Source organism: Brevundimonas sp. EU05-FHT14B11 (assembly GCF_058790835.1).
The window spans coordinates 799,055-819,706 of the sequence record NZ_JBYTCY010000002.1 but is presented as its reverse complement, the minus strand read 5'-3'; the positions used below and the strand labels follow the sequence as shown (position 1 = coordinate 819,706).

Annotated in this window: 25 protein-coding genes; 14 read left to right on the top strand and 11 right to left on the bottom strand. The window is 71.8% G+C overall.

The window, feature by feature from the left end; genetic code table 11:
- Positions 1-49 precede the first annotated feature (49 nt).
- Positions 50-1,588 (top strand): succinyl-CoA:acetate CoA-transferase ScpC, encoded by a 1,539-nt coding sequence (scpC, locus tag AC3WRV_RS11375; protein ID WP_492313338.1) that lies wholly within the window; start codon positions 50-52, stop codon positions 1,586-1,588.
- 28 nt (positions 1,589-1,616) lie between these two features.
- The gene (locus AC3WRV_RS11370; RefSeq protein WP_492313337.1) at positions 1,617-2,258 is read left to right on the top strand and encodes a YoaK family protein; all 642 of its coding nucleotides are present in this window, start codon (positions 1,617-1,619) and stop codon (positions 2,256-2,258) included.
- 48 nt (positions 2,259-2,306) lie between these two features.
- On the opposite strand, the gene AC3WRV_RS11365 is transcribed toward AC3WRV_RS11370, so the two are convergent.
- From AC3WRV_RS11365 to AC3WRV_RS11345, 5 genes are all read right to left on the bottom strand, one after another.
- Positions 2,307-2,957, bottom strand: coding sequence for an OmpW/AlkL family protein (locus AC3WRV_RS11365; protein WP_492313336.1), 651 nt, complete (start codon positions 2,955-2,957; stop codon positions 2,307-2,309).
- 122 nt (positions 2,958-3,079) lie between these two features.
- Positions 3,080-4,456 carry an oxygen-independent coproporphyrinogen III oxidase gene (gene hemN, locus AC3WRV_RS11360; RefSeq protein WP_492313335.1) on the bottom strand — a complete coding sequence of 459 codons (1,377 nt, stop codon included), beginning with the start codon at positions 4,454-4,456 and terminating at the stop codon, positions 3,080-3,082.
- Positions 4,446-4,583, bottom strand: a complete 138-nt coding sequence (gene cydX, locus AC3WRV_RS11355) for a cytochrome bd-I oxidase subunit CydX (protein ID WP_492313334.1) — start codon at positions 4,581-4,583, stop codon at positions 4,446-4,448. Before cydX ends, hemN begins: the two co-directional genes overlap by 11 nt.
- Before the next feature lie 21 nt (positions 4,584-4,604).
- Positions 4,605-5,753 (bottom strand): cytochrome d ubiquinol oxidase subunit II, encoded by a 1,149-nt coding sequence (gene cydB, locus AC3WRV_RS11350; protein ID WP_492313333.1) that lies wholly within the window; start codon positions 5,751-5,753, stop codon positions 4,605-4,607.
- 19 nt (positions 5,754-5,772) lie between these two features.
- Entirely contained in the window at positions 5,773-7,350 is a 1,578-nt protein-coding gene (locus AC3WRV_RS11345) for a cytochrome ubiquinol oxidase subunit I (protein ID WP_492313609.1), read from the bottom strand.
- Between the two features lie 122 nt (positions 7,351-7,472).
- On the opposite strand from AC3WRV_RS11345, the gene cydD reads away from it, so the two are divergent.
- From cydD to AC3WRV_RS11320, 5 genes are all read left to right on the top strand, one after another.
- On the top strand, positions 7,473-9,089 hold the full coding sequence (cydD, locus tag AC3WRV_RS11340; RefSeq protein ID WP_492313332.1) for a thiol reductant ABC exporter subunit CydD: 1,617 nt from the start codon (positions 7,473-7,475) through the stop codon (positions 9,087-9,089).
- Complete coding sequence (locus AC3WRV_RS11335; protein WP_492313331.1) at positions 9,086-10,750, top strand: ATP-binding cassette domain-containing protein; 1,665 nt, start codon at positions 9,086-9,088, stop codon at positions 10,748-10,750. The genes cydD and AC3WRV_RS11335 overlap by 4 nt, the downstream gene beginning before the upstream one ends.
- A 62-nt stretch (positions 10,751-10,812) precedes the next feature.
- Positions 10,813-10,947: a hypothetical protein gene (locus AC3WRV_RS11330; RefSeq protein WP_492313330.1), complete on the top strand. Its 135-nt coding sequence runs from the start codon at positions 10,813-10,815 to the stop codon at positions 10,945-10,947.
- A 128-nt stretch (positions 10,948-11,075) separates the two neighbouring features.
- Positions 11,076-11,504 carry a DUF1003 domain-containing protein gene (locus AC3WRV_RS11325; RefSeq protein ID WP_492313329.1) on the top strand — a complete coding sequence of 143 codons (429 nt, stop codon included), beginning with the start codon at positions 11,076-11,078 and terminating at the stop codon, positions 11,502-11,504.
- Between the two features lie 16 nt (positions 11,505-11,520).
- Positions 11,521-11,892 carry a hypothetical protein gene (locus AC3WRV_RS11320; RefSeq protein ID WP_492313328.1) on the top strand — a complete coding sequence of 124 codons (372 nt, stop codon included), beginning with the start codon at positions 11,521-11,523 and terminating at the stop codon, positions 11,890-11,892.
- On the opposite strand, the gene AC3WRV_RS11315 is transcribed toward AC3WRV_RS11320, so the two are convergent.
- The 3 genes from AC3WRV_RS11315 to AC3WRV_RS11305 are packed head-to-tail and all read right to left on the bottom strand — an operon-like array spanning position 11,889 to position 13,684.
- Positions 11,889-12,470 carry an NAD(P)H-dependent oxidoreductase gene (locus AC3WRV_RS11315; RefSeq protein ID WP_492313327.1) on the bottom strand — a complete coding sequence of 194 codons (582 nt, stop codon included), beginning with the start codon at positions 12,468-12,470 and terminating at the stop codon, positions 11,889-11,891. The two genes, AC3WRV_RS11320 and AC3WRV_RS11315, sit on opposite strands and share 4 nt — an antisense overlap.
- Positions 12,471-12,473: 3 nt before the next feature.
- A complete protein-coding gene (locus AC3WRV_RS11310; RefSeq protein WP_492313326.1) occupies positions 12,474-12,845 on the bottom strand; it encodes a hypothetical protein in 372 nt (123 codons plus the stop codon).
- 8 nt (positions 12,846-12,853) lie between these two features.
- Positions 12,854-13,684 (bottom strand): universal stress protein, encoded by an 831-nt coding sequence (locus AC3WRV_RS11305; protein ID WP_492313325.1) that lies wholly within the window; start codon positions 13,682-13,684, stop codon positions 12,854-12,856.
- A 114-nt stretch (positions 13,685-13,798) separates the two neighbouring features.
- Here AC3WRV_RS11305 and AC3WRV_RS11300 point away from each other — a divergent pair, with 114 nt between their 5' ends.
- The 6 genes from AC3WRV_RS11300 to AC3WRV_RS11275 all read left to right on the top strand — a co-directional run bounded on the left by AC3WRV_RS11300 (position 13,799) and on the right by AC3WRV_RS11275 (position 18,624).
- On the top strand, positions 13,799-14,176 hold the full coding sequence (locus AC3WRV_RS11300; RefSeq protein WP_492313324.1) for a c-type cytochrome: 378 nt from the start codon (positions 13,799-13,801) through the stop codon (positions 14,174-14,176).
- Positions 14,173-14,676, top strand: coding sequence for a pyridoxamine 5'-phosphate oxidase family protein (locus AC3WRV_RS11295; protein ID WP_492313323.1), 504 nt, complete (start codon positions 14,173-14,175; stop codon positions 14,674-14,676). The genes AC3WRV_RS11300 and AC3WRV_RS11295 overlap by 4 nt, the downstream gene beginning before the upstream one ends.
- 67 nt (positions 14,677-14,743) lie before the next feature.
- The gene (locus AC3WRV_RS11290) at positions 14,744-15,604 is read left to right on the top strand and encodes a hypothetical protein (protein WP_492313322.1); all 861 of its coding nucleotides are present in this window, start codon (positions 14,744-14,746) and stop codon (positions 15,602-15,604) included.
- 1 nt (position 15,605) lies between these two features.
- Entirely contained in the window at positions 15,606-16,418 is an 813-nt protein-coding gene (locus tag AC3WRV_RS11285) for a universal stress protein (RefSeq protein WP_492313321.1), read from the top strand.
- Positions 16,418-17,053 (top strand): LysE family translocator, encoded by a 636-nt coding sequence (locus tag AC3WRV_RS11280; protein WP_492313320.1) that lies wholly within the window; start codon positions 16,418-16,420, stop codon positions 17,051-17,053. The genes AC3WRV_RS11285 and AC3WRV_RS11280 overlap by 1 nt, the downstream gene beginning before the upstream one ends.
- Entirely contained in the window at positions 17,050-18,624 is a 1,575-nt protein-coding gene (locus AC3WRV_RS11275; protein WP_492313319.1) for an MBL fold metallo-hydrolase, read from the top strand. Before AC3WRV_RS11280 ends, AC3WRV_RS11275 begins: the two co-directional genes overlap by 4 nt.
- Positions 18,625-18,691: 67 nt before the next feature.
- Here the strand turns inward: AC3WRV_RS11275 and AC3WRV_RS11270 are convergent, their stop codons facing one another.
- From AC3WRV_RS11270 to AC3WRV_RS11260, 3 genes are read right to left on the bottom strand one after another with little or no spacing between them, the layout of a single operon-like run.
- On the bottom strand, positions 18,692-19,291 hold the full coding sequence (locus tag AC3WRV_RS11270; protein ID WP_492313318.1) for a hypothetical protein: 600 nt from the start codon (positions 19,289-19,291) through the stop codon (positions 18,692-18,694).
- Entirely contained in the window at positions 19,282-19,668 is a 387-nt protein-coding gene (locus AC3WRV_RS11265; RefSeq protein ID WP_492313317.1) for an ATP-binding protein, read from the bottom strand. Before AC3WRV_RS11265 ends, AC3WRV_RS11270 begins: the two co-directional genes overlap by 10 nt.
- A gap of 30 nt (positions 19,669-19,698) precedes the next feature.
- Positions 19,699-19,917 (bottom strand): histidine kinase dimerization/phosphoacceptor domain -containing protein, encoded by a 219-nt coding sequence (locus AC3WRV_RS11260; protein WP_492313316.1) that lies wholly within the window; start codon positions 19,915-19,917, stop codon positions 19,699-19,701.
- Positions 19,918-20,015: 98 nt separating this feature from the next.
- On the opposite strand from AC3WRV_RS11260, the gene AC3WRV_RS11255 reads away from it, so the two are divergent.
- Positions 20,016-20,639, top strand: coding sequence for an NAD(P)H-dependent oxidoreductase (locus AC3WRV_RS11255; RefSeq protein WP_492313315.1), 624 nt, complete (start codon positions 20,016-20,018; stop codon positions 20,637-20,639).
- Positions 20,640-20,652 lie beyond the last annotated feature (13 nt).

Below are 20,652 nucleotides of genomic sequence, written 5' to 3'. Positions count from 1 at the left end.
GGACGTCGCCGGTTGATCCGGATCAAGGTCGTGGGACCCGCGACCTTTCATGGGACGGGGGAGCGGAGCCGTCAGCATGACCCGGATCAATTCAGAGACGCATCGGCGCAAGGTGGTCAGCGCCGAAGTGGCGGCGGACCTGATCGCTCCGGGCACGACGATCGGCCTCAGCGGCTTCACCGGAGCCGGCTATCCCAAGAGCGTGCCGGCCGCCCTGGCGGCGCGCATCCAGCGGGCGCACGGGCGGGGCGATCCCTTCCAGGTCCGCGTCTGGACCGGGGCGTCCACCGGTCCCGAACTGGACGGGGCCCTGGCCGAGGCCGACGGGATCGAGTTCCGGCTGCCCTATAACTCCGATCCCGTCGCGCGCGAGAAGATCAACCGCGGCGAGATGGAATATTTCGACATGCACCTGAGCCAGGTCGCGCCCGCCGCCTGGCAGGGGATCCTGGGGCCCTTGGACACGGCGGTGGTCGAGGTGTCGGGCGTTCGCGACGACGGCACGCTGGTCCCGTCCTCGTCGGTCGGCAACAACAAGACCTGGCTAGACCGCGCCTCGCAGGTGATCCTGGAGGTGAACCGGTGGCAGAACCCGGCGCTGGAGGGGATGCACGACATCTACTACGGCACGGCCCTGCCGCCGGACCGGCGTCCCATCCCCCTGCTGAGGGCGGACGACCGCATCGGAGAGACGGGCTTCCGCTGCGACCCCGACAAGATCGTCGCCATCGTCGAGACCGACGCCCCGGACCGCAATGCGCCGTTCTCGCCGCCCGGCGCCGACGATCTCGCCATCGCCGGCCACCTGGTGGAGTTTCTCAGGCACGAGGTGGCGAGAGGGCGGCTGCCGCCGTCCCTGCTGCCCCTGCAGTCCGGCGTCGGCAATACGGCCAACGCCGTGCTGACGGGACTGGGGGAGGGGCCCTTCGAGGGCATGACCGCCTTCACCGAGGTGATCCACGACGGCATGCTGCAACTGCTGGAGACGGGGCGGCTGCGGTGCGCCTCGGCCACCGCCTTCTCCCTCAGCCCGGAGGCGGCGGGGGACCTCAACGCCCGGATGTCCGAGTTCCGGGACCGTATCGTGCTCAGGCCGCAGGAGATCAGCAATCACCCCGAGCTGATCCGCCGGCTCGGCTGCATCGCCATGAACGGGATGATCGAGGCGGATATCTTCGGCAGCGTCAACTCGACCCACATCATGGGGTCGCGCATCCAGAACGGCATCGGCGGCTCGGGAGACTTCGCCCGCAACGCCTATATCTCGATCTTCATGTCGGCCTCCACCGCCAAGGGCGGGCGCATCTCCACCATCGTGCCCCACGCCTCCCACGTGGATCACATTCCGCAGGACGTGCAGGTGATCGTCACCGAACAGGGCCTGGCCGATCTCCGGGGCCTGTCGCCCAAACAGCGGGCGGCGGTGGTGATCGGCAACTGCGCGCACCCGGACTACCGGCCGGCGCTGGAGGACTACTATGCGCGGGCGCTGAGGGAGTCGTATGGTCAGCAGTCTCCCATGCTGCTGCAGGAAGCCCTGTCCTGGCACGACCGCTACGTCCGCACCGGCTCGATGAAGTCCCAATGACGATCCGGCCGGGCGGGAGTCCGGGCCGATGCTGAGCTTTCCGCGCCGCCTGCGGCTGCTCGCCGCTTCGCTCTCGGCGCTCGCCGGCTTCGTTGACGCCGTCGCCTTCGTCGGGACCGGCGGCTTCTTCGTCTCCTTCATGAGCGGCAACTCGACCCGTCTGGGGGTCGGCCTGGCCCGGGACCTGCAGGCCGCGGGCATCGCCGGGGCCCTGATCGCGGCCTTCGTCGGCGGGGTGGTCTTGGGATCCCTGGCCGGCCGGGCGGCCGGAGCCCGGCAGCGGCCGGTGGTTCTCGGCCTGGTGACCCTGCTGCTCGTCCTCGCCGCCGTCGCCGGCGCCCGGGCCGGATCCTGGCTTCCCATGGCGCTGCTGGCCGTGGCCATGGGCGCCGAGAACGCCGTCTTCGAGGAGGACGGCGAGACCCGGGTGGGGCTGACCTATATGACCGGCGCCCTCGTCAAGGTCGGACAGAGGCTGGCCGCGGCGGCCCGGGGCGGGCCGGCCTGGGCGTGGTCGCCCTGGGCCTTGCTGTGGGCGGGGCTGGTCGGCGGCGCCGGTCTCGGGGCGGCCGCGCATGCGGTCCTGGGCCTCGGCGCCATCTGGCTGGCCGCCGCCGCCGCCGCCGCGCTCACCGGCGCGGCGATCCTGCTGGAGCCCCGGACGCGGTGACAGGGGCGGCCGGCCGGCCGCCCCCGCCGTGATCGGCCAGCCGGCGGATCAGAACGTCCGGCCCAGGCCGACCGAGACGACCCACGGGTCGAGATCCACCTCGCTGCGCAGCGCGCCGCCGTTGATCTCCGCGTCCGTGTCGAACCAGACCTTCTTGACATCGACGTTGAGGCTCCAGGGGCCCTGCAGGCCGATGTCGGCGCCGACCTGGGCCGCATAGCCGAAGCCGTTGTCCAGATCGACCGTGAAGCCGTTGCGGTCGTCGCCGCCGTAGAACAGCATGGCGTTGACGCCCGCGCCGACATAGGGGCTGAAGCGGCCTTCCGTCAGCGGGCGGTACTGGAGCGTCACCACCGGCGGCAGGACCCAGGTTTCGTGGACGGCGACGTCCGTGGCGCCGCCCTGGGCGCGGACCTCGTGGCGGGTCGTGCCGAGGATGGCCTCGACGGCCCAGTGGTCGGTCAGGAAGTAGGTGAAGCCGAGGGTCGGCATGAGGCTATCGCCGACATCGACCTCAAGCCCCGTGGCGGCTCCCGCCGAGGTGACGATGGCGGCGTCCGTGGTCGGGGCGACGTCGGTGACGCGGCCGGTGATCAGCCAGTCGCCGGCGCGCGGGGCGTGCCAGGCGTCCTGGGCCTGAGCGGCGCTCGACAGGGCGAGGAGGCCGAGAGCGGCCATCGAAACGGTCTTGAGAGTCATGATGTAGATCCCCGACGCCTTCCGGCCGCGGATTCGGTCGGCGCGGCGTCGAGACGGTTCTGCGGTCCCGCTTGGTCGGGAGCTTTGATCCAGCGCAATCGCGCGGGCGCTGCGACAATCCGTCAGACGGCGCGGGCGTGCCGGCCCTCGGCGGGTCGCGCCGTCGGATCCCAGACGGCGCAGACGACGCGGGCGAACGGCCGGCCGACGGCGGTCAGGCGCACCGTCGCGCCGTTCTGAATGATCAGCCCGTCGGCCTCCAGGCGGTCGAGAGCGGGCCAGGCGAAGGCGGTGTCGCGCAGGTCGGCGCCGGACCGGGCGGCGACGGCGGCGACGTCCACGGCCCCGTCGCACATCACGCGCTCGATGATCGCCGCGAGAAAAGCGTCGCCGGCGGTGACGGCGACGCCGCGGGCGCCGGGGAGGTCGCCGGCCTCGACGGCCGCGCGCCAGTCGCGCTCCCCCGAGGGGTTCTGCACATAGCCCTCGCGGAAGCGGCTGATCGAGGACACGCCCAGACCGACGAGGGTGTCCGCCTGGTCGGTGGTGTAGCCCTGGAAGTTGCGGCGCAGGCGGCCCTCCGCCGCGGCGCGGGCGAGGGCGTCGTGGGGCAGGGCGAAATGGTCCAGACCGATCGCCCGCCAGCCGCGGTCGACGAGGAAGCGCTCGGCGGCGCGGCTCTGGGCGAAGCGGAGCGGCCCGTCCGGAAGTTCGGTGTCGTCGATCAGTCTCTGGTGGGGCTTCATCCACGGCACGTGGGCGTAGCCGAACAGGGCGATGCGGTCCGGCCGCAGGGCGGTGACCTGTTCCAGCGTCGCCATCACCTCGGCGACGCCCTGGCGCGGCAGGCCGTACATCAGGTCCAGGTTTAGCGAGCGCACGCCGACGGCCCGCAGGCCGGCGGCCGCGGCCTCGATGGTGGCGAACGATTCCGGACGGTTGACCGCCGCCTGCACCTGCGCAGACAGGTCCTGGACGCCCAGGCTGGCGCGCGTCAGCCCAATGCGGCCGGCGGCGGCGATCCAGTCCGGTGTCAGGACCTCGGGATCGAGCTCGGCGGCGATCTCCTCGACGGGGCCGAGATCGAAGGCCGTCGACAGGCCGGCCATGAGCCGCTCCAGGTCGGCCGGCGCCAGCATGTTGGGCGTGCCGCCGCCGAGGTGGAGGAAGCGGACCGCCAGGCGCCGGCCGGCGGCCCGGGCCACCCGGCCCGCCTCGACCAGCAGGAGATCCACATAGCTGGAGATCAGCGCCGGCCGGTTCATCGCCCGGGTGTTGCAGCCGCAGTACCAGCACAGCCGCTTGCAGAAGGGGATGTGCAGGTAGAGCGACACGGGCGCGTCGGGCAGGGCCGCCAGCCACCGGGCGCGCTCACGCCCGCCCACGGCCGGGGTGAACTGCGCCGCAGTGGGGTAGCTGGTGTAGCGCGGCGCATTGACGTCGTAGCGGGCCAGCAGGGCGGCCGCCGGGTCGGATGCGGCGGCCGGCTCAGTCCGCATCGGCGGGGGCCGAAACCGAGGCGCCGTCGTCCCCTTCGTCGAACAGCTGGAACTCGTGCCAGACGCCGTTGAGGACGCCGAACAGGACGGCCAGGCCAAGGCCCAGGATCCAGGCGAAATACCACATGGTCGTTGCTCCTCGGTCCGGTCAGTAGAGGTCGGGATTGGTGCGCAGGGCGGCGGTGGTCGAGCGGCCCCACAGCACGCGGTAGACCCAGGCGGTGTAGGCCAGGATCATCGGCAGGAAGATGATCGTGACCACCAGCATGATGAACAGGGTCGTGTGGCTGGAGGACGCGTTCCAGACGGTCAGGCTCGACTGCGGGTCGATCGAGCTGGGCAGGATGAAGGGGAACATCGACAGCCCTACCGTCGATATGATGCCGACGGTCGAGAGCGAGGACCCGACAAGAGAGAGCGGTTCAGAACGGCGCAGCAGGCCGAGGATGGCGGCCAGGGCGCCGACGAAGCCGAGGATCGGCGCCGCGATCATCCAGGGATAGAGGGCGTAGTTGGCCAGCCAGGCGCCGGGCCGGGCCTCGACCAGGGTGCGCAGCGGGTTGGACGCCCCCGCCGGATCGACGACGCCGGCGATGGCGAAGCCGAGCGGCCCGTAGGCCACATAGAGGCCGCCGGCGGTGAAGAGGAGCAGGCTGAGGACGGCGGCGATCACGCCGATGGCCCGCGCCCGCGCCTGGATCGGACCGCGCTCGGCCTTGACCCCCAGCCAGGCGGCGCCGTGGAGCACCAGCATGGTCACCGACAGCAGGCCGCAGATCAGGCTGAACGGCGTGAACAGTCCCAGCAGCGTGCCCTCGTAGAAGGACCGCAGATCGCCGTCGAGGCGGAAGGGCGCGCCCAGCAGGACGTTGCCGACGGCGACGCCGAAGACCAGCGCTGGGACAAAGCCGCCGGTGAACAGGGCCCAATCCCAGAAGGTCCGCCAGGTCTTGGAGGGCCGCTTGGAGCGGTATTTGAAGGCGACGGGCCTGAGGATCAGCGCCGCCAGCACCAGGAACATTGCCAGGTAGAAGCCGGAGAAGCTGACGGCGTAGACGAACGGCCAGGCGGCGAAGATTGCGCCCCCGCCGAGGACGAACCACACCTGGTTGCCCTCCCAGGTCGCGCCCACGGTGTTGATCACCATCCGGCGCTCCTCGTCCGTACGGGCGACGAAGGGCAGCAGGGCGCCGACGCCGAGGTCGAAGCCGTCGGTCAGGGCGAAGCCGATCAGCAGCACCCCGAGCAGGCCCCACCAGATCAAGCGCAGCGTTTCATAGTCGAGAGGCAGTTCCATCTCAGTGTTTCCTCAGGTCTCAGGCGACGGCGGGAGCGGGTTCGGCGACCGGCGGATGGGCGGGGGAGGGGGCGAACTCCTCCTGTTCGGCGAACGGCCCCTTCCTGATGGCGCGCAGGATCAGGCCGACCTCGACCACCGCCAGGGCGCCGTAGAAGAGGGTGAAGCCGATGATCGTGGTCCACAGCTGGGGCACGGTCAGGCTCGAGGCGCCCAGGAAGGTCGGCAAGACCCCTTCGACCGCCCAGGGCTGACGTCCGAATTCCGCCACGACCCAGCCGAGTTCGGCCGCGATCCAGGGCAGGGGCATGGCGACGACCGCGAGCCACAGGAACCAGCGCGTCTCGTGCCTGCGCAGGGTGCACAGCACGAAGGCGGTGGCGAACAGGGCGATCATGGCGAAGCCGATCGCGGCCATGAAGCGGAAGGTCCAGAACATCACCGGCACATTGGGAACGGTGTCCCAGGCCGTGGCGGCGATCTGCTCAGGCGTGGCGGTGCGGGGATCCGCCACATGCCGTTTCAGCATCAGCCCGTAGCCGAGGTCGTTGCGGTGCAGTTCGAACTGGGCGCGGGCGGCGACGTCTGCGGGGTCGGCCTTGATCTTCTCCAGCGCGTCATAGGCGATCACGCCCGACTCGATCCGGGTTTCGGCCACCGAGACCAGTTGCAGAATGCCTTCCACGCTGCCGTCGAGGCTGCGGGTCGAGATCAGGCCGAGCACCCAGGGGACCTTCACGTCGTAGCGGGTCTCGCGCCGCTTCATGTCGGGCATGCCGAACACGCTGAGGCCCGCAGGGGCGGGTTCGGTGTTCCACATCGCCTCGATGGCGGCGAGCTTCATTTTCTGGTTGTCGGTCAGGGCGTAGCCGCTCTCATCGCCCAGCACGACCACCGACAGCGAGGCGGCCAGGCCGAAGGCGGCGGCGACGGTCATCGACCGTTTGGCGAAGCCCTTGTGACGACCCTTGAGCAGGTAGAAGGCGGAGACGCCGAGCACGAAGACGGCGGCGATGACATAGCCGGCGCTGACCGTGTGCACGAACTTGGCCTGGGCCACCGGGTTGAACAGCACCGCCATGAAGTCGGTGACCTCCATGCGCATGGTGTCCGGATTGAAGCGGGCCCCGACGGGATTCTGCATCCAGCCGTTGGCGATCAGGATCCACAGCGCCGAGAGATTGGTGCCGAGCGCCACCAGGAAGGTGACCAGGAGGTGCGCGACCGGCTTCAGCTTGTCCCAGCCGAAGAACATCAGCCCGACGAAGGTGGCCTCGAGGAAGAAGGCCATCAGGCCCTCGATCGCGAGGGGGGCGCCGAAGATGTCCCCCACATAGTGGCTGTAGTAGCTCCAGTTCATGCCGAACTGGAATTCCATGGTGATGCCGGTGGCGACGCCGAGCGCGAAATTGATGCCGAACAGCACGCCCCAGAAACGGGTGATGGTCCGCCAGATCGGCCGGCGGGTCATCACATAGATGCTCTCCATGATGACCAGCATGAAGGAGAGGCCCAGCGTCAGCGGCACGAACAGGAAGTGGTAGAGGGCCGTCAGCGCGAACTGCAGACGGGAGAGGTCGACGACCGCCAGGTCGATCATGATGCGGCTCCGGAACCGGCGGTCCCGACGACCGCGTTCGCCTCCACCTAGGCCGTGGACCGCCGGTCGCCTTGATCTCGATCAAAGCGGCCTCCTCGCCGCTGCGGTCCAAGCGGGTCATGAGCGTCGCAGTCCTCTCCCCGCCAGTCCGACCCGCCCGCTGGCTGCGGGAGGTCGGGCGGCCGTGGCGGCGCCTGAACGGGCTCGCGGCCTTGCTGACCGTGCTGGACATCGTTCCGGCCGCGGGGTTCGCCGCCGGGCTGGCGATGGCGGTGTCGACCGTCTCCGCCTCGCCCCTCTCGGCCGCCCCGTGGCTGGGACTGGCCGCAGCCTGCTTGGCGGGCCGGGGACTGCTCGGCCAGCTGGCCACGACCGCTGCGGCGCGGGCCGCCCGGGCGATCAAGGCCGAGGTGCGGCGCCGGGCGGCGGCGGACCTGTTCGCAGGGCGGCGCGTGGGCGCCCAGGCGCGCGTCGCGGTCGTCGAGGGGGTGGACGCCCTGGACGGGTATTTCACGCGCTTTGCGCCCGCGAAGGCGTCGGCGGCTATCTCGCCGCTTGTCGCCATCGCCATCACGGCCCTGGCCAGCCCGATGGCGGCAGGGATCCTTCTGTTCACCCTCCTGCCTTTCGCCGCCGGCATGGCGCTGGCCGGCATGGCGGCGGCCGACGAAAGCCGTCGGCAGTTCCTGGCCATGACGCGGCTGTCCGGCCTGTTTCTCGACCGGGTCCGGGCGCTCCCGGCCATCCTGGCGTTCGAGGCCGAGGCCGCCGCGACGCGCGAGGTGGCCGGCGCTTCCGAGGTTCTCGCCCGTCGGACCAGCCGGGTGCTGCGTCTGGCCTTCCTGTCGTCGGGCGTGCTGGAGTTCTTCTCGGCCCTTTCGGTGGCCCTGGTGGCCGTCTACTGCGGCTTCAATCTGCTGCGGCTGTTGCCCTTTCCCGCGCCCGAGCAGCTGGACCTGGGCCGGGCCTTCTTCGTCCTGGCCCTCGCGCCCGAGGTCTACGCCCCCATGCGTCGGCTGGCCGCGGCCTATCATGATCGCCAGGCGGCCGAGGCGGCCGTGCCCGACCTCGTTGCGGCCGCGCCGGAGCCCCTTGGGGGCGCCGCGCGTCTTGCACGCGGCCGCCGGGCCCCGGCCGTCCGCTTCGATCAGGTGACGATCGCCTATGGCGGCGGGGCGCCGGCCGTGGCCGCCTTTGACCTGGAGGTGCGGCCGGGTCAGCTGGTGGCCCTGGCCGGCGGCAGCGGCGCCGGCAAGAGCAGCCTGCTGCACCTGCTGCTCGGCCTGGCGCCCCTGACATCCGGCGAGGTCCGGGTCGGCGGAGAGCGCCTGTCCGCCTGCGGCGACTTCGCCGGAAGCGTCGCCTGGGCCAGCCAGTCGCCCATGATCGTGCCCGGCACGCTCGGCGACAACATCCGTCTCGCCGACCGCTCGGCGTCACCCGCCCGGATCGCCGAAGCCGCGCGGCGGGCGGGATTGACCGCCGATCTGGACCGGCCGCTCGACGAGCGGGGCGGCGGCCTGTCGGGCGGCGAACGCCGCCGTCTGGCCCTGGCCCGGGCGCTGGTCAAGGACGCGCCGCTCCTGTTGCTCGACGAACCGACCGCCAACCTCGACGCGCAGGCCGAGCAGGCCATGATCGCCCTGATCCGCGAAGCCGCCCGCGGCCGGACCACCCTGGTGGCGACCCACTCCGCCGCGGTCATGGCCATGGCCGATCGCGTGGTGACGCTGTGAGCGATTCCTCGGGGAGCGTGGCGGCGCTGCTGGCCGCGCAGCGCCGGGCGCAGGGACGACGGCTGATCCTGGCCGCCGTCGCCGGGGCGACGGTGAGCATCGCCACGGTGTCGCTGCTAGGCCTGTCGGGCTGGTTCATCGCCGGAGCCGCCCTGGCCGGCGGCATGGGCGCCGCGACGGCGCACGGCTTCAACTATCTGACCCCCAGCGCGGTCATCCGCCTGCTGGCGATCTTGCGCACCGGCGCCCGCTACGTCGAGCGGGTCAGCGGGCACGACGCCGCCCTCCATGGCTTGGCCCGGCTGCGGCCGGAGATCTTCGCCCGCTTCGCCGCCGGGCGTCCCGGCGCCGTCCTCAAGGTTTCCGCCGGGGAGGCCTCGTCGCGGCTCGTGCAGGACGTCGATGCCCTGCAGACCCTCTTCATCCGGCTCTCGGGCCCTTGGGCGGCCGGGGCCGGCGCGGCCGCGGCGGCGGCCCTCGGCGCCCTGGCCCACCCCCTGGCCGGCGCGGCCATCCTGGCGGCGATGGCGGCGGCCGTCGGAGCCCAGGGATGGCTCGCCGCGCGCCTCGCCGCGCCCGCGGGCGTCGAGGTCCAGCGCGCCGGCGGCGCCTTCAGGGCCCGGCTCGCGGCGCTCGAAGCCGCGGCGCCGGAACTCAAGGCCTACGGTCTGGCGGGATGGGCGGTCGCCGAGGTCGACGCCGCGGCGGCGCCGATGGACCGGGTGACGGCCCGGCTGAACGCGGCCGGCGGATGGATGAACGCCGCCCAGGCCGGAATCACGGGACTCGCCCTCGTCGCCGCGGTCGCGGCGGCGCGGGACGCCTCGACGCCCCTGGTCGCGCTGGCGGCGCTGTCCGCCGTGACGGGGGTCGAGGCGGCCGGGGCGCTCGCCGCCGCCTTCCGGCAGGGTGGGGCCGCGCGCGCGGCGGTCGAACGTCTGGAGGCGCTGACTCCGCGGCCCGCGGCCGCCGTGGGCGGCCGGCCGCGCGACACCGGCCTGGAAATAGGAGCGACGGGCGACGTCCTGCGGCCGCCGGCCCGACTGGCGCTGAGCGGGCCCTCCGGCAGCGGCAAGACGACCCTGGTCGAGCGACTGCTCGGTCTGCGCGAGGTGGCGGCGGGAGACTGGCGCGTGGGCGGCGAGGATCTCGCGGACCTGGTCCCTGGGGCGGCGCGGCCTCTGTTCGCCTACGCGGCGCAGGACGTCCGGCTGCTGGACGCGAGCGTGCGCGACAACCTGACCCTGGCCGCGCCGGACGCATCGGACGATATGTTGTGGGCCGCCCTGGAGGACGCCGCGCTCGCCGACCGCGTCCGGGCCGCGCCCGAAGGGCTGGACATGGCGGCGGGGGCCAACGGCGCGAACCTTTCCGGCGGCGAGCGCCGTCGGCTGGGCCTCGCGCGCGCCTATCTGCGACCGGCGCCCTGGCTGGTCCTGGACGAGCCGACGGAAGGCCTCGACGCCGCTGCCGAAGCGCAGGTCCTGCGGCGCCTGGAACGACGCCTGCGGGATCGCCGCCAGGGGCTGATCCTGATCAGCCATCGCCGGGCGCCGATCACAATCTGCGAACGTGTCCTGACCGTGGGAGGCATGACCCCGGCCGGCCAAGTGACGGTCCGGCCGGGATCCCAGCCCGCGACGGAGTCTGCCGGCGTTTGACCGCGATCAAGGCGGAGGCGGCGGATCGCGGCGAGGGTCGGTCTCTGCAAAGGAGAGCGCCCATGCCCCCGTCCGCCATTCCGTTCATCGTGGCGATCGTCGCCGCCTTCGCCGTGTTCATCGTCGTGGTCGGCGGGGTCTCGATCTGGAGCGGCCTGCCGTCGCGCGGGACCGGCGATCCGGACGCGGAGGTTTGAGCCATGATCGGATTCTTCGCCGACGCCCTGATCGCGATGGTCGCCGCCGCTGCCTCGCTGTCCGTCTTCGCGGTGATCGGCCGCCGGACCCTGGCGGCGATCCCGAGGCGCCGACCGGCCTGACCCCCGTGCTGGCCGACGGCCGCAGCGGCTGGGACCGGCTCGCCGACCGCGTGGCCGTGGTCGGCGGATCCTGGAACTTCCTCGGCGGCTTCGCCCTGGCGATGGCGCTGTGGATGGGGACCAACCTGATCCTCGCCGGCTGGAACCGCGCCTTCGATCCCTATCCCTTCATCTTCCTCAACCTGGTCCTCTCCACCCTGGCGGCGGTCCAGGCCCCGGTGATCCTGATGAGCCAGAACCGCCAGGCGGCTCGCGACCGCCTCGCGGCGGAGCACGACTATCGGGTCAACCTGAGGGCCGAGCTCGAGATTATGCGGCTACACGACCGGCTCCAGCTCTCCGAACGACAGCTGGAGCGGATCGCCGCCGCGGTGACGGTCCTTCCCCCGCTTGCGCCGGACCCGCCCGCAGACGACGATGCGGCGCGGCGGTGATCGATGGGCGGGCGCCATGACCCTCGAAACGGTGTTTGAAGATCTGCGGGATCTGTTCACGCCTTTCCAGGCGTGGGCGGAGCTCGTCTCGGACACGCCGACCCGCTATCATCTCGACACCCATGAGGTGCGGGCCCGCGACGGCTACCGGACGGCGTTCGGCGGCGTCGCGATCGGCAAGCGCTATGTCTCGGTCCACCTCATGCCGCTCTATGTCCACCCGGACCTTTTGGACGGCGTGAGCCCGGCCCTGCGGCGGCGCATGCAGGGAAAGTCCTGCTTCAACTTCCGCAGCGTGGAGCCGGACCTGCGTCCGGAGCTGGCCGCCCTCGTGCGCCAGTGCGCCGCGCGCTTCGCCAGCGACGGCCGGCTGAAGCCCGAAGCCTAGCCCGCCCGGGCGCCCAGGGCGGCCATGCGCTTCAGCAGCCCTTCGCGATCGCGGCGGGTCTCGATGCTCCCCAGGACGGTGTCCCGGATCGGACCGAAGCCGACGAGGGCGAGGACGCCGCGCTTCAGCGCCTTCAGCGAATGGCCGAAGAAGACGGTCCGATAGATCAGGGCCGGCATGCCCATGGTGACGACGATGCGGGTGGAGCGCCCCTTGAGGCGTCCCGCGCCGGGGGTAGGGGCCTCGCCGCCGAAGGCGAAGGCGGGCCGGAACGCCTGCTCGAGCAGCGCTTTGAGCCGGGCCGGCATGGAGCCGAGCCACAGCGGATAGAGGATCACGAGATGCTCCGCCCAGGCGAGCTCGTCCTGGAGGGCGAGGATCGTGGCGCAGGGCATTTCGGACTCCCAGTCGTGGCGGCTGGCCAGCACCGGAAACTCCATCTCGGCCAGGTTGACGCGGTGGATCACATGGCCCGCCCCGGCGGCGCCCCGGGCGTAGGCGGCCGCCAGGGCGTGGCAGTAGCGCCCGGGGTCGGGATCGGGGTGACCGTCGAGGATCAGGATGCGGCGGCGGCCCACGCGTCAGACGTCCGCGACGCGCTCGACGCAATAAGTGTGCGTCGCGCCGTCGCCGGCGGTGATGGAGACGTACTCGCCGGGCACGAACCGTTCGTCGCCTAGACGGAAGCCCGTCGCGTCCTCGCGCGCGCCGCTCGGGAAGTCCAGCACCCAGCGGTCGCCGGTCGTATGGCGAAGATGGCCCGTGGCGATGGTGGCGTCCTGGACGAAGCGCCGCACGCGGCAGCGATCGGCTTCGGCGCGGCAGCTGTCGAGATCGAGCCGGCCTTCGTCGTCGAGAAAGGCGACGATGTCGTAGCCGGTTCGGGCGTCTCCGTGCGGATGGCCCGGTTCGCGGGCGAGTTCGAGGCGGATATGGCGGGGATGAGCGGTCATGGAGGTTCCTAGTGCGCCAGGCATAGGCAGAGGGGGCTATCGTTGATCAGGTCGCGCGTGACGCCGCCGAGCGCCCATTCGCGCAGACGGGCGTGGCCGTAGCCGCCGGCGACGATCAGCCCGGCCTGGCGGGCGAGCGCCTCGTCCAGGATCTGGCGGCTCGCCGGGGCCTCAATCTTGAGCGCGGTCACCGCTTCGGCGGAAATTTCGTGGCGGGCGAGGTAGCCGATCACGTCGGCCTGTTCGGCCCTCACCGTCTCGACCTCTTCGGCCGGACAGATGGAATAGAGGGTGACGCCCCGCGCCCGTTGCAGGAAGGGGATCGCCGCGGCCAGCGCGAGGCGCGCCTCGCGGCAATCCTTCCAGGCGATCAGGGCGGGTTCGCCGACGGGGTTGCGCAGGCGAGTCGGCGGCGTCACCAGCACAGGCCGGCCGCAACCCATCAGCACATCCGCGACGTCCGGCGCATGATAGGGGGCGCGGGAATTGCGCCCGCCCAGGATGACCAGGTCGGCCGCCCGTGCGGCGCGGGAACAGGCCTCGCCCGGAAATCCGATGTGGCCGCGCCAGTCCGCTGTGATGTCTCGCGCCCGGACGATCGCTTCGAACCGTGAACGGGCGCTCGCGACCTCGGCTTCCGCCATGTCGCGATAGAGGGTGAACAGCTCGCCGACCATGGCCCCTCCGCTCATCGGATCATACAGCGGCGGCGCGATCGAGCCCACGCACAGGCCGGTGAGTCCGGCGTCGAAGGCGTTGGCGAGGTCGCAGGCGAGCTCGAGGCGGCTGTCGCTTTCGGGGCCGTCGTCGACGGCGACGAGCAGGCTGGCATAGGTCATGGCGGGGTCTCCGGTTCGCGGTGAGGAGACCGCGCCTGGCGGTTCGCCGCCTTGATCAGGATCAACGCCGCGGGCCCGGTCTCGCGTGAGGATGCGGCGCACTGGAGATCCGCCATGTCCGTCCATCGTCTCGCCGCCGCGACCCTCTGCCTAGCTCTCGCCCTGGCCTGCGGCGCCTGCGCCCGTCCGGAGCCGCCGACCGCCTCGGTTGCAACGCAGCGGGACACGCCCGCGGCGGCGGCCATGCGGGGTCGGCAATTCGCCGCCCGGGGCTGCGCCAGCTGCCATGCGATCGGTTCCGTCGGCGTCAGCCCGATGGCCGAGGCGACGCCGTTCCGCGAGATCGTGCATCGGTATCCGCTGGATCAGCTGGAGGAGGGCTTTGCAGAAGGCCTGGTCACCGGCCATCCGGCCATGCCGGCCTTTGTGTTCCGCGCCAGCGAGATCGACGACCTGATCGCCTACCTCGAAACCGTGAAGGCCGAACCATGAGCCCCAGGGACCCGCAGCCCATTCATGGCCGGGCCGTGACCGCCGTGGTCGAGGTGCTCGACCGGGAGCGCCTGATGACCCTGGCGTGCAATCGCCCTGACGGCTGGCCGCACGCGACCACGGTCGGCTATCTGAACGAGGGCCTGAACCTCTATTTCATCGTCGCCCGGACAAGCCAGAAATTCGCCAATCTGCAGGCCGATCCCCGCGCCTCGGTGGCGATCCGGTGCGAGAGCGGCGGACAGGGGAACGGCGTGGGCCTCTCCATGGCCGGCCGCGTCGTGGAAGTCGCCGAACCGGAGACGGTCGAGCGCATCAATCGCCTCGTGGTCGAGCGATACCCGCAGGTGCACGTTTACTGCCCGTCGGGCAGCTCGGTCGCGGTGCTGCGTTTCCGGCCCCACATCGTCTCCGCTGTCGGCGTGGTCCAAGGCCGTAGCGACGCGGAGACCTTCACTTTCGGCGAGCCGGAGCCGGGCAGCGTCTCGCACCTGTTCTGAGGTTTGACGCCGATCAAGGCGCGTGTCCGCCGACGCCGCCAGTGTGTCTCCAAACCGGAGAACCATCATGAGCCTGAAACACATTCTCGTCCTCGCCTCGGGCGGCGCCGGAGACGCCCCGGCCCTGGCCTTCGCCGCCTCGCTGGCGGGCCAGCATGACGGCGTCGCCGAGGTTCTGCCGGTCTATCCGGACTCGGCCGCAGACATGGTCGCGCTCGGCATGACCTTGGGCGCGTCGCTTTCGCGCGAAGCGGTCGAGGAGCTGGCTGCGGCCGAGCGCGCCCTGCAGGATCGCGTAGAGGACGTGGCGCGCCGGGCGGCGAACGAGGCCGACGTGGTCTATGGGGCCGGCGAGGGCGCGCCCCGGCTGGCGGTGTCGGCCCGCGGCCTGCGGCCGGCCCTGGCCTTGTCGCGTCAGGCGGCCCTGGCCGATCTGGTGGTGGTCGCCCAGAAGAGTCTCGACGAGGGCCTCTCGCGGGAGCTGCTCGGGCAGGCGCTGCTCGCGGACCGGGCCCCGGTCCTGGTGGCCCGGGGCGATCCGGAGCGGCTCGCCGGGCCGGCCGCAATCGCCTGGGACGGCAGTCCGCAGGCGGGGCGGGCGGTCCGGGCGGCCCTGCCGCTGCTGGCCATGGCCAGCGCCATTCACGTGCTGCAGTGCGTGACCGGCCTCGATCGGCAGTCCGGCGATCCGGACATCGACGCGCTCAACGCCTATCTGAGGCTGCACGGCGTCGGCGTCGGCGAAGCGACCCTGGTCGAAGGAGAAGACGAGGGCGCGGCCCTGCTCGCCGCGGCGGAAGGTAAGCAGGCGGGGCTGTTCGTGGCCGGCGCCTGGGGGCGCTCGCGGCTGCGTGAGACTGTCTTTGGCGGGGCCACACGCAGCTTCCTGCGCCGGCCTGACGGGCCCAGCCTCCTGATGGCGCACTGATATGACCGCCGCCATTCGCGACATTCTCGTCCACCTCGACGCGCCCGAGACCGTGGGTTCGCTGGTTCCGGCGGCCGTGCAACTGGCGCGCGACCTGGGTGCGCCCGGCCTCACGCTGGCCGCCCTGGCGGAGGTTCCGGTGCCGATCCGCCCCGTCAGCCTGCCCTACGGCCTGCTCAAGGCGCAGGAGCGGGACCTGCTCGATCTGATCGACCGGATGGAGACCCGGGCGCGGGCAGCCGCGCCCGACACGCCGATCGAATGGCGCGGCGCGGTCTCGCCCCTGGCGCAGACCCTGCTTGCCCGATGGGGCGTACGGTCGGATCTGATCGTGATGTCCAGCCCGCAGGTCGAGGGTCTCCCCTTGGCCCCCGTCGATGTCGGCGCCGCCATTCTGGCCGCCGGACGGCCGGTGCTGGTGGCGCCGCGGCTGGCGCCGAAGCTGCGCTTCGACCGTGTGCTCATCGGCTTCAAGGCGACCCGAGAGGGCCGGGCGGCCTTGGCCGCCGCCCTTCCGCTGCTGGACCGGGCGCGGCGGGTCCTGATCGCCTCCGTCGGGCCGGCCGCCGCCGGGGACCTTCGCGACGCCGCGGCTTTTCTCCATGGCCACGGCGTGCGCGCTGAGACCACCGCAATCGAGAATGCGGCCGACCGGGACGCGGGCCGGACGCTGCTCGCACTCGCGGGGGAGGAGGGCTCGGACCTCCTGGTGACCGGCGCCTACGGCCACAGCCGGACCCGCGAACTGGTATTCGGCGGCGTCACCCGGACGCTGCTGACGGAGGCGCGGCTGCCGTGCCTGATGGTCCACTGATGCCGCATCTCGGCGTCGACCCCCAGGTGCTGCCGGCCTTCGCCCTGGCGATGGCGCTGATCGAGCTGACCCCCGGCCCCAACCTGGCCTGGCTGGCCCTGCTCGCCGCCTCACGCGGACGGGCGGCGGCGATGCGGGCGATCGCCGGGATCACCGTCGGGCTCTCCGCCTGGCTTCTGGCGACCCTGTTCGGCCTGTCCCGAACGCCGCTGTTTTCCGAAGCGGGGCTGGAAGTCCTGCGCTGGGTCGGCGCCGCCTACATGCTCTGGCTCGCCTGGGAGGCCCTGACGCCGCGCCCCGGCGTCGGGTCCAGCCCGGACCGCGACCGGCCGTTCATCCGCGGTCTGGCCGCCAACCTGCTCAATCCCAAGGCGGCGATCTTCTACCTGGCTCTGCTGCCCGCCTTCATCAAACCGTGGGCCGGTCCGGTCCCGGTGCAGATCCTCATCCTGGGCGGTCTCCACATCGCCATCAGCGTGGCGGTCCACACCGCCGTCGTCCTCGGCGCGGCGGAAGCAGCCTCGAGGCTGCCGCCGCGCTGGGCCTTGGCCCTGCGTCTCCTCCTCGCGGCCGGCCTCCTGGCCACCACGCTCTGGCTGCTGTCCATTCCTCTGTCCCCGGGACCGGCCACATGACCGCTCAACTGACCTTTCACGGCGCCGCGGAATGCGTCACCGGCTCCTGCATGCTGCTGGAGACGGCCGGCAAGCGCTTGCTGATCGACTGCGGCATGTTCCAGGGACCGAAGACGCTCAAGGCGCTCAACTACGAGCCCTTTCCCTTCGATGCGGCTTCCATCGACGCCGTCCTGCTCACCCACGCCCACATCGACCATTCGGGCTTGCTTCCCAAGCTGGTGCGGGCCGGGTACCGCGGGCCGATCTTCGCGACCCGGGCCACACGGGACCTTTGCGAGGTGATGCTGGCCGACTCCGCCGGCATCCAGGAAAGCGAGGTCCGGCATCTGAACCGGCGCAACGCCCAGCGCGGCCTGCGGCCCGTGGAGCCGATCTACACCTCCAGCGACGTCGATCCGACCCTGCGTCTGTTCGGGCGCGTCCGCTTCGGCGAGGCCATGCCCCTGGGCCATGAGCTGCAGGCGACCTGGTGGCCGGCCGGCCACCTCCCCGGGGCGGCGTCGATCCAGATCGAGGCGGGGGCGGGGGACGACCGTCTCAACCTGCTCTTCTCGGGCGACATCGGATCCGGTCGTCAGCCCTTCCTGCCCCATCCGGACGGGCCCGCGGGCGTCGACCACGTCATCCTAGAGAGCACCTACGGCGATCGCGAACGCATCGATCTGGAGCTGGCCGCGCGGCGCCACGCCCTTGCCGGGGAACTGCGGGCGGCCCGCGCCGCCGGCGGCCCGTTGCTTCTCCCCACCTTCGCCGTGGGCCGCGCCCAGGAGCTGATCCTGGACCTCCTGGCGATCATGGACGCCGAGCCCGATCTGGCCTGCGACGTCTTTCTCGATTCCCCGCTCGCCATCGAGGCGACTGACGTCTTCCTGCGGCGGGGATGGAATCCGGACGCGTCTGAGAATCCCTTCGAGCCGCTGCGGCACGCGACCCGGCTGCACCATTTCATGCACCCCCAGGAGAGCGACCGGCTCGAGCGGCTGAGCGGCTGGCACGTCATCCTTGCCGGCAGCGGCATGTGCGACGCCGGCCGCATCCGCCGCCACCTCAAGCGGCTGCTGTGGCGCAAGGAGGTGACGGTGCTGATGACCGGCTTCCAGGCCGCCGGCACCCTGGGCCGGCTGCTGGTCGAGGGGCGCGCGGCCGTGCGCATCCAGGGGGAGGACATCCGGGTCGGCGCCCGCATCGGCAACCTCGACTGCTACTCCGGCCACGGGGACGCCACCGATCTGGTCGCCTGGTTGAAGGCGCGGACCCCGGTGGGCGGCGCCGTTCTGCTGGATCATGGCGAGCCTGGCGCTATCGCCGCCTTGGCGGCCCGCCTCGCGGGCGAGGGCTTCAGGCCGGTCACCGCCGAGCTGGACCAGACCTGGATCCTCACCCGGACGACAGCGGAGGCGGCCCCGCGAGGCGGCGCGCGTCTGGCCCCCGGCCAGGCGACCCGCCCGGACTGGCATAACGAGCGCGCGGCCTTCCTCGTGGCGCTGAACGAACGGCTGCAGGCCCTGCCGGGCGACGCGGAGCGCGCCCGTCTGCTGGCCGGGCTCGAAGCCGCCCTGGAGCGCTGACGAAGACCACGTCGTCATCAGCGCGTAAGTGGCGGGCCGGAGCCTGGACTCCGGCCCAGTCGCGCCTTCAGGCCTTTCGGCCTTCGGCCAGCCAGCCCCGCGCGGAAAGGACGCCCGCCGCCCCGGCGAGCACGGCGATACGTTTTCGTCTGTCCGACACCAGCCGCTCCGCCGCCGCCTCAAGCGCCTCCCGCATGCCTGCGCACCGACGCCGCTGTTCTTCCAGTTCGCGACGCACGGTCTCGAGCTGGGCGTCCATGCGCTCGACCAGATCGTCGGACCCGTCCGTGTCGATGACGGTCAGCGTCAGACGCCGACCGCGGATCGCCCCGACCGGCGGGTGCAGCGGCTGCGTCCCGGCGCGCAGGCCGAAATAGTCCGCCGCGCCATAGAAACGAAGCGTGGCCTTGAGGCCGGCGCCCCAGCGGCCGGGACCGGGGTCGTCGTCCCGGCCGCCCGTCTCGACCTCGAACAGCCGGTAGCGCACCCGGGCGCCCAGGCGGGGCGGTCGCGGAAGCAGGCGTTCGACGAGCTTCGCCGGCAGGGCCGGGTCGGCCAGATCGGCCGGCCTGAGCCGCGCCACCGCGCCATTGAGGGCGCGCAGGGCTTCGTCGCGCTTGATCTCGATCGGTTCGGCCGTGAACAGGGTGCGGTCGCTCAGGGACATTCCGCATCGCTCCACACGCCGGGGCAGACGAGCTCGAGACGCGTGCCGCGCGCGCTCGTGGCGCGGGTGATGCGACCCCGCAACTGACCGGCGAGGCGCGAGATCAGCGACAGGCCGAAACCGGGGATCCATTCGCCCTGGGAGACGCCCGCGCCGGTATCCATGACGATCAGGCGGACGCCGGCCCTGCACGGCTCCAGCGTCACCGTGACCTGGCCGGCCCGGTGCGCGAGCCCGTGCTCCAGCGCGTTGCCCACCCACTCCGCAGTGATCAACGCCAGGGCGGAGGCCGTGGCCGGGCGAGCGCAGAGGGGATGGAAATCGACGTCGATCTCGGCGTCGCGATCGACGGTGTCGAGTTCGGCGACGTCGCGCACGACGTCTCCGAGCAGGTCGTCGAGCCGGACCTAGTCGCCGTCGCTCTCCTGCAGGCGCTGATGAAGTCGCATGATGACCCGCACCCGGCGCCCCGCTTCGCTGAGAACGGTCGCGGCTTCCGGAGGCGCGGCTCGGCTCTCGAGCGCCAGGAGACCGATCACCGACTGAAGGCTGTTTCCGATCTGGTGGTGCGCGGCTCGGACCGCGTCAGGCGTCCCACCGGGTGAATGGCCAGCAAGTTGGGGCATGAAGGTCTCCTTCGACCCGTCCAGGCTACGGATGAGCGCGATGGAGGACCTTGAGCCAGATCAAGGCGCCGTGGCGGGCGAGCGCTGAGAATGCGTGCATGAGAAACCTGGCCCCCCGGATCGCCCTGATCGTCGCCCATCCGCGCCGGCGGAGCTTCACCGTCGCCATGGCCGAGGCCTTCGCCGAAGCGGCGCGCGCCGCCGGCGCCGAGGTGGTGGAGCGCGATCTCTACCGCCTCCGGTTCGACCCGCAGCTGCGCGCGGAGGAAATGCCGGACCGTCTGGGCGCGGCTGTCCGGCCCGATGTGGCCCGGGAGCGCGAGGCGATCGCCGGCGCCGACATCTTCGCCTTCTTCTATCCGCTGTGGTTCAACGCCACGCCGGCGATGATGAAGGGCTATGTCGACCGCGTGTTCGGCATGGACTTCGGCTACACCGCCCGTCGGCACGGCGGCAACCAGCCGCTCCTTGGCGGGCGCAAGATGGTGACCTTCACGTCATCGGGCGCGCCCCAGGAGTGGGTCGAGCGTACGGGCGCCTGGGCCTCGATGCAGGCGCATTTCGACGCCCACTTCGCGGCCATGACGGGTATGGAGATCATCGGCCATCACAACATCGGCGGGGTCGGCGGCGGCATGCGCCGCGACGTCGTCGATCGCCATCGCGAGGACGTCGCGACCCGCGCCCGCAAGATCGCGTCGGTCTATCGCCGCGAAGACTAGGCGGGAAGCGCCT

Bases quoted from the DNA above. Each gene is read 5' to 3' on its own strand.
- scpC (WP_492313338.1), top strand. From the start codon at position 50: ATGGGACGGGGGAGCGGAGCCGTCAGCATGACCCGGATCAATTCAGAG.
- AC3WRV_RS11295 (WP_492313323.1), top strand. From the start codon at position 14,173: ATGAGCCCCAGGGACCCGCAGCCCATTCATGGCCGGGCCGTGACCGCC.
- AC3WRV_RS11290 (WP_492313322.1), top strand. From the start codon at position 14,744: ATGAGCCTGAAACACATTCTCGTCCTCGCCTCGGGCGGCGCCGGAGAC.
- AC3WRV_RS11320 (WP_492313328.1), top strand. From the start codon at position 11,521: ATGACCCTCGAAACGGTGTTTGAAGATCTGCGGGATCTGTTCACGCCT.
- AC3WRV_RS11305 (WP_492313325.1), bottom strand. From the start codon at position 13,684: ATGACCTATGCCAGCCTGCTCGTCGCCGTCGACGACGGCCCCGAAAGC.
- cydB (WP_492313333.1), bottom strand. From the start codon at position 5,753: ATGGAACTGCCTCTCGACTATGAAACGCTGCGCTTGATCTGGTGGGGC.
- AC3WRV_RS11280 (WP_492313320.1), top strand. From the start codon at position 16,418: ATGCCGCATCTCGGCGTCGACCCCCAGGTGCTGCCGGCCTTCGCCCTG.
- AC3WRV_RS11255 (WP_492313315.1), top strand. From the start codon at position 20,016: ATGAGAAACCTGGCCCCCCGGATCGCCCTGATCGTCGCCCATCCGCGC.
- AC3WRV_RS11300 (WP_492313324.1), top strand. From the start codon at position 13,799: ATGTCCGTCCATCGTCTCGCCGCCGCGACCCTCTGCCTAGCTCTCGCC.
- AC3WRV_RS11270 (WP_492313318.1), bottom strand. From the start codon at position 19,291: ATGTCCCTGAGCGACCGCACCCTGTTCACGGCCGAACCGATCGAGATC.
- AC3WRV_RS11370 (WP_492313337.1), top strand. From the start codon at position 1,617: ATGCTGAGCTTTCCGCGCCGCCTGCGGCTGCTCGCCGCTTCGCTCTCG.
- cydD (WP_492313332.1), top strand. From the start codon at position 7,473: ATGAGCGTCGCAGTCCTCTCCCCGCCAGTCCGACCCGCCCGCTGGCTG.
- AC3WRV_RS11275 (WP_492313319.1), top strand. From the start codon at position 17,050: ATGACCGCTCAACTGACCTTTCACGGCGCCGCGGAATGCGTCACCGGC.
- AC3WRV_RS11310 (WP_492313326.1), bottom strand. From the start codon at position 12,845: ATGACCGCTCATCCCCGCCATATCCGCCTCGAACTCGCCCGCGAACCG.
- AC3WRV_RS11365 (WP_492313336.1), bottom strand. From the start codon at position 2,957: ATGACTCTCAAGACCGTTTCGATGGCCGCTCTCGGCCTCCTCGCCCTG.
- hemN (WP_492313335.1), bottom strand. From the start codon at position 4,456: ATGCGGACTGAGCCGGCCGCCGCATCCGACCCGGCGGCCGCCCTGCTG.
- cydX (WP_492313334.1), bottom strand. From the start codon at position 4,583: ATGTGGTATTTCGCCTGGATCCTGGGCCTTGGCCTGGCCGTCCTGTTC.
- AC3WRV_RS11260 (WP_492313316.1), bottom strand. From the start codon at position 19,917: ATGCCCCAACTTGCTGGCCATTCACCCGGTGGGACGCCTGACGCGGTC.
- AC3WRV_RS11330 (WP_492313330.1), top strand. From the start codon at position 10,813: ATGCCCCCGTCCGCCATTCCGTTCATCGTGGCGATCGTCGCCGCCTTC.
- AC3WRV_RS11285 (WP_492313321.1), top strand. From the start codon at position 15,606: ATGACCGCCGCCATTCGCGACATTCTCGTCCACCTCGACGCGCCCGAG.